1 protein-coding gene is annotated in these 614 nt (G+C 52.4%); it reads left to right on the top strand.

The window, feature by feature from the left end; translation table 11 throughout:
• Positions 1-96: 96 nt before the first annotated feature.
• Positions 97-573 (top strand): hypothetical protein, encoded by a 477-nt coding sequence (locus ACSFA3_RS24290; protein WP_435469550.1) that lies wholly within the window; start codon positions 97-99, stop codon positions 571-573.
• Positions 574-614: the final 41 nt, after the last annotated feature.

The raw sequence follows: 614 nt of genomic DNA, 5'->3' as shown, positions 1-614 counted from the left end.
AACATTGGTCACCATGTATGTGGGATCTGCGTTCCACGTTGCACAGAGCAAGAACCTGCTCGACGAATGCCAGATTCAATTGGAGGGAAGCAAGTAGTGGCTCCAATTCGCAGCATCGCATCGCGCTGGTTCTGGGTATGGATTTCGTTCGTCTTGATCATGCTGTCCGGATGTGCCGTAGATCTCACGACGTCCAGCAAAAAAGTCCCTCCAGATATGCGCAGGATCTATGTGCAAACGGTACAGGGCGATGGCTACAACGTGGACCGCATCATTGCGGAACAGTTGAAGTCGATGGGGTACACCGCCGTAGTGGGGGCTACAGCCAAGCCCAGCGAACCGATGGATGTGGTCCTCACCTACGATGACCGATGGGCTTGGGACATGTCCATGTATTTGCTCAAACTCACTATCAAAGCTCGCGATGCCAATTCTGGAAAACTGATCGCGGTAGGAGAAATTCGTCGCACTTCGCTGGCAAGAAGATCTCCGGATGAGATGGCCGACGAGTTGTTGAAAGAACTGTTCACAAAGATAGACAAGAAATCTGGGTCTGAGCCTGCTGGCAAGTAATGAGTCAGGGCGGAATTGACACAGCAAAGCGGTGCCGCACC

The sequence above is a fragment of the Variovorax glucosi genome (assembly GCF_051216695.1).
Classification (GTDB): Bacteria; Pseudomonadota; Gammaproteobacteria; order Burkholderiales; family Burkholderiaceae_C; genus Variovorax.
Note: the sequence above shows the minus strand (reverse complement) of the source record. Positions and strands in the feature narration are given on the sequence as shown.